Here is a 5,268-nt window from a genome sequence, read left to right on the forward strand (position 1 = left end):
ACTGCTGCTTCGCGAATGAAACTGGAGGTTTTCCAGTTACTGCGGACGGTAGCCTCTGCTTCGTGAAAACTACCGGAGCAGTTTTCCAGTTACTGCAGACAGTAGCTGCTGCTCCGCGTAAACTGCCGGAGGTTTTCCAGTTGGTACGGACGGAAGCTGCTATATTGTGAAAATAACCGGACGATCGCTAGTTATTGAGGCGCAGCAGCATACATTCGACGCTTAAAAGTGCAGTCGCGCTTCGCTCAAACATCCCTAAAAAGGCAAACCCTCCCCAGCGCGACAAACGTCCCGCCAGGGAGGATTTCTACATTCAATATACGAGCGAACGGAAGTTGCGCACCGTGTGGAACGTAATCAGGTTGCCGTTATGCGCATCCCGCGCGCGGACGTCGCCGGACCGGCTCGCCACGTAGAGGTCGTCTCCGTCGAACGCCATGCTGGCGTAATGACGCGATTGTCTGGGCGTTTCTCCGGCGGCCACGAGCGCCGCGAAGCACCAGTCGATGCAATTTTTCGAGAAATGAAGCTGCAGCCGATGCCGCTCGTTATTCGGCAAATCGAACCGCTCCTTCGGCAGCCGCTCCTGCCGGGTCATGCTGTCGGTCGACTGGGAACTGAGCAGCCAGTACAGCTTCGTCTGTTCGTCGTACAGAATATGAAATTTCATTTGGCCGCCGGGGCATGGGACGAATACCGCCCGCTTCCCCGACGGAGTCGTCTCCAGCATCGTCGTCATCGAGCCGTCCTCGTGCTCGACCACTTTCGCGATCGCCGCGTACCCCGTGCCGCCCGTATGGGCCCTCGCCCACAGATGAAACGTCTTCCCCGCCGGATCGTGCCAGTAATGGTCCGGATTGGTGAACTGGACGACGTTCGTCTCCAGCCAGCCTACGGTCGCGCATTGCGGCCGGACGGCTTGCCCTTTCTGGAAGTGCGGGGTTTCCGTGAAAAACGGAACGCCGAAGTAGTCCAGCTCCTCCGAAGGGAACGCCTCGATCGCCGAAAGCCGCGAAGCGAAAGTCCAACTGGCCGGATCGGTCAAATCGGCATCCTCCTTGGCCCGCATCAGCACAGGCTGCATCTGGCTGACCGGCCACACGAGGTGATCGTTCTCGCGAATATCTTCCATCACCAGGTAAACGCAGCCGTTGCTGTAGAGCACATTGCACGGCGCCTGATGCCAATCCCCCTCCGAAGTGAGCAGGGACGGCTCGGACCACGTTTCCCCCTGGTCCTCGGAGCAGATGACCATAATATTGACGCAATGGCCGAGCACGTACAGCTTGCCGCCGGACAGGAAAGGCCGCGCATGCAGGAACGGGAAGTCGTGAGTGTGCCGCCAAGTCCGCCCTTTGTCGTCGGACACGTACACTTTGCCCTGGGCGATGAAGCCGTGGCGCGATCCTTTCGGACCCGGCAAATCCGGCACGCCTTTGCCTCCTATGTCCATCGTCAGCACAAGACGTCCGGACGGAAGCGCCAGGATGGCGGGGGAGTACGCATATACGCTTTGCGGATCCGGCGATTCGTAGACGGTAACGAAATCGTCGGCTGCCGGTCTTACTCGGAATGGTTCGGTCGTATGAATCATGTCGGGTTCACCTCTTGAGTATGTATCGGACGGCGTCTGCAGACGCCCGTCGCGTGTTGCTTCCTTGTACGGCCGCGATCAGCCTTTGACGAACCGGTCGTAGCCGTTCTGCTTGATCTGCAGCAATTCGTCCAGCCCCATCTTTTTCAAATCCTGCACATATTTATCCCATTCGCCTTCGATGCCGCCCTCGACGATCCATTTCGCTTCCATCTTCCGCACATAGGTCATGACGTCGGTCTCGAGCACGCTCAGCCGTTTGTTCTCCTCCTCGCTCATGTAGAGCGTAGGATACACCCGCTCCTCCGGAGCGATATAAGGTTTGTACAGCTCGTAGAAGGTGCTGCGATATTTGTCGCTCTCGCTCTGCTCCAGCTTCTGCAGCCATTCCTTCGTAGCCAGCAGCGGAATCGAGGTGGAGGGCGACGTGCTGCCGATCCAGGAGCTCGTGTCCTGGCCTCGCGGGGGATCCACGATTTCGATCGTGCCACCCGCCTTCTCCAGCAAATGGGAGCCGAACGGGCCATACTTGAATTCGAGCACGGTCAACGGATCGTTCATCGTATCGACGTAGCGCATCGTCGCCTCGGGGCATTTATTTTTGTTCGTGATGGAGAAATAGTTCAGGATGATGCGATTGTCCTGTCTTCTCCAAATTTGGTCTCCGTGCGGCCCTATCAGCGCGGGGATGGGCGCGTAATCTTTCAGCAGGTCGAAGCCGAGCTCGTAGACGCCGTTAAAGGAGCCGATCAAGCCTACGACGGGCGGATCGTTTCTCGTCTTCGACAACAGCTGCTTCACGTCCTGCGTGAACGTCTCCCTGTCGAACAAGCCCTCCCTGTACAGCTTGTGCAAATATTGCACCGCCTCCTTGTAGGCCGGCAGCACCGGCTCGAAGACGACGCGCTTGCCCGCGTCCACCGAGAATCCGGTCAAAGCGTCGATCAGGCCGAATGCGCCGTACAGCTCGTAATAGCCGTTGGTCGTCGTGTTATGGCGGAACGTGGCCGGTATTTCGTCAGCCTTGCCGTTGCCGTTCGGATCGTTTTCCTTAAACGCTTTCAGCGCCCGGTACAGCTCGTCGGTCGTCCGGGGGATGCCGAGGCCGAGTTTGTCCAGCCACTTTTTGTTGATCAAGTACGTGTTGCGGTATTGGAAAAATTGCTGATCCTCGAACCAGGGCACCGAATAAATATGACCGTCGGGAGCGGTAGCCATCTTGCGCAGCGTCGGGTTCTGGTCCAGCACCTTCTTGATGTTGGGCGCATATTGCTCGATCAGCCCTTCGAGCGGAATAAGAATGCCCTGCGAGCCGTAATTGACCACATCCTGCATATTCAGTCCGGTAAAGAATGCATCGGGGAAATCGCCGCTCGCGAGCATCAGATTTTTTTTCTCCTTCCAGCCTACGGCCGGAATTTGCTCCCATTGGACATCGATATTCGTCTTCTTCTTCAGCTGCAGGAGCGTAACCATTTCGTTGTAGTCCTTCTGGTAATGCTGCCGGTATACCGGAATTTTCAGCTTGATCGGCGTATGGACTACGGGCAGGCCGGTTGCGTTGAAATTCGTATTCGGGCCGATCGGCTGCTCGGAGGCCGGGTTCGCTTCCTCCTCTTTGCTGCATGCGGACAGCAGCAGCGAAGCCGCCAACGCGAATACCGCCATTCGGTTCCTTGTTCTCTTTTTCATGCGAACCTCCCCCTTCTACATGGCTATCCTTTCAAAGCCCCGAGCCTGACCCCTTTGACGAAATGCTTCTGGACGAACGGGTATAGGGCGAGCACCGGCAAGCTGGCTATGACGATCGCTCCGTATTTGATCGATTCCGCCGCCGGACTGCCGCCTCCCAGCTCCAGGTTCAACGTCTCCTGTACTTCCCCGCGGATCAGCATATTGCGCAGTATAAGCTGAAGCGGATATTTGCTTTCGTCGCGGAAATAAATCAAGGCGCCGAAAAACGAATTCCAATGGGCCACCGCATAAAACAGCGCAAGCACCGCAACGATCGCCTTGGATAGAGGCAGCGCCACTTTCGCGAAAAAGACGAAATCGCTGCAGCCGTCCATAACCGCCGCCTCCCTGAGCTCCTCCGGTATGTAATGCTGGAAGAACGTACGGGCCATGACGAGATTCCAGACGCTGACCGCGCCGGGCAGGATGACCGCCCACATCGAGTCCAGCATTCCGAGGCTTTTGACGAGCAAATACGTCGGCACAATTCCCCCGCTGAAAAACATCGTGAACGTGAAAAGCATCATAACCGCGTTCCGTCCGAGCAAGTCTTTGCGCGACAACGGATATGCCCCCGTTAGCGTTACGGCAACATTGACGGTCGTTCCGACCGCCATATAGAGCAGCGTATTTCCATAGCCTCTCCAAATCGCTCCGTTCCCGACGAGGCTCCGGTACCCCTCCAGCGTAAATGCGACCGGCAGCAGCCGCACCCTCCCGCCGTTTACGTCGAGCGGATCGCTGACGGAGGCGATCAGGATAAAATAGAGCGGATATAGGACGATGACCAGCAGAACGGTCAGCAGCGCCATGCTGCACAGATCGAATATGCGGTCCGACCGGGATGGACTGTTTACGGGTTGCCCTCCTCTACCAAAGACTCGTTTCCGTCAGCTTCCGGGCGAGCCGGTTTACGGTAACCAGCAGGACGAAGTTGATCGCGGAATCGAACATGCCTGCCGCCGCCGAATAGCTGTATCGGGTGCCCAGCAGCCCCGTTTTGTAGACATAGGTGGAGATCACCTCCGACGAATCGAGATTGAGCGAGTTTTGCATCAGCAACGTCTTCTCGAAGCCGACGCTCATCATCCCGCCCAGCTGCAAAATAAGCACGATGACGATCGTCGGCATGATGGACGGGAGATCGATATGCCGGATCCGCTGCAGCTTGCTCGCTCCGTCCATGACAGCCGCCTCGTGCAGGCCGCGATCGACGCCCGCAAGCGCCGCCAAATAAATGATCGCGCCCCAGCCCGCACCCTGCCATACGCCGGACAGCACATGCAGCGTCTTGAACCATTCGGGCGAACCGAGAAAAAATACCGGATCTCCGCCAAGCGATACGATCCATTGGTTGATCATGCCGCTTCTCGGCGACAAGAACAGCGCGAGCATCTCGACGACGACGACCGTCGAGACGAAATGCGGCGCGTACGTCACCGTCTGGACGAACCGCTTGAACGCCCGCCCGTTCGTATGACTCAACAGCAGCGCCAGCGCGATCGGAATCGGAAAGCCGACGGCCATTCCGTACAGACTGAGTCCGATCGTATTCCTAAGCAAGCTCCAGAACGGGTACGAATTGAAAAAACGCTCGAAATGCTCGAACCCTACCCACGGACTTCCCATGATGCCGAGCGTCGGCTTGAAGTCTTTGAAGGCGATCTGCGCGCCGTACATCGGGACGTACTGGAATAGGACGAAATACGCAATCGCGGGAAGCAGCAGCACGTACAGCTGTCGCTGCTGCTTCATTTTGCGCACGAGCGCTCTCGCGTTCCCCGTCATCGTGGTGTCACCCCCTTTTGCCATTACGAGGGAAGCCTCTTCTGCACGTTTGGCGGTAGCTTTTCTTGGTAAAGAATGCCGCACTTCTCCCTGGCGCTTGGCGAAGTTAAACATTCTTTAACGATAAGAAAAGCAATCGATCGAGGCCTTTC

4 protein-coding genes are annotated in these 5,268 nt (G+C 57.3%); all 4 read right to left on the reverse strand.

The features are described from left to right. Positions 1–313: 313 nt before the first annotated feature. Positions 314–1,594 carry a sialidase family protein gene (locus FE784_RS40330; protein ID WP_139607945.1) on the reverse strand — a complete coding sequence of 427 codons (1,281 nt, stop codon included), beginning with the start codon at positions 1,592–1,594 and terminating at the stop codon, positions 314–316. 78 nt (positions 1,595–1,672) lie between these two features. Continuing rightward, on the reverse strand, positions 1,673–3,286 hold the full coding sequence (locus tag FE784_RS40335; RefSeq protein ID WP_139607946.1) for an extracellular solute-binding protein: 1,614 nt from the start codon (positions 3,284–3,286) through the stop codon (positions 1,673–1,675). 23 nt (positions 3,287–3,309) lie between these two features. Beyond that, positions 3,310–4,140: a carbohydrate ABC transporter permease gene (locus FE784_RS40340; RefSeq protein WP_139607947.1), complete on the reverse strand. Its 831-nt coding sequence runs from the start codon at positions 4,138–4,140 to the stop codon at positions 3,310–3,312. A 58-nt stretch (positions 4,141–4,198) separates the two neighbouring features. Beyond that, positions 4,199–5,140: an ABC transporter permease gene (locus FE784_RS40345; RefSeq protein ID WP_139607948.1), complete on the reverse strand. Its 942-nt coding sequence runs from the start codon at positions 5,138–5,140 to the stop codon at positions 4,199–4,201. Positions 5,141–5,268 lie beyond the last annotated feature (128 nt).

The sequence above is a fragment of the Paenibacillus hemerocallicola genome (assembly GCF_006265175.1).
Classification (GTDB): domain Bacteria; phylum Bacillota; class Bacilli; order Paenibacillales; family NBRC-103111; genus Paenibacillus_AB; species Paenibacillus_AB hemerocallicola.

Excerpts from the sequence above, each read along its gene's own strand:
- FE784_RS40330 (WP_139607945.1), bottom strand. The coding sequence starts at position 1,594 with ATGATTCATACGACCGAACCATTCCGAGTAAGACCGGCAGCCGACGAT.
- FE784_RS40335 (WP_139607946.1), bottom strand. The coding sequence starts at position 3,286 with ATGAAAAAGAGAACAAGGAACCGAATGGCGGTATTCGCGTTGGCGGCT.
- FE784_RS40340 (WP_139607947.1), bottom strand. The coding sequence starts at position 4,140 with ATGGCGCTGCTGACCGTTCTGCTGGTCATCGTCCTATATCCGCTCTAT.
- FE784_RS40345 (WP_139607948.1), bottom strand. The coding sequence starts at position 5,140 with ATGGCAAAAGGGGGTGACACCACGATGACGGGGAACGCGAGAGCGCTC.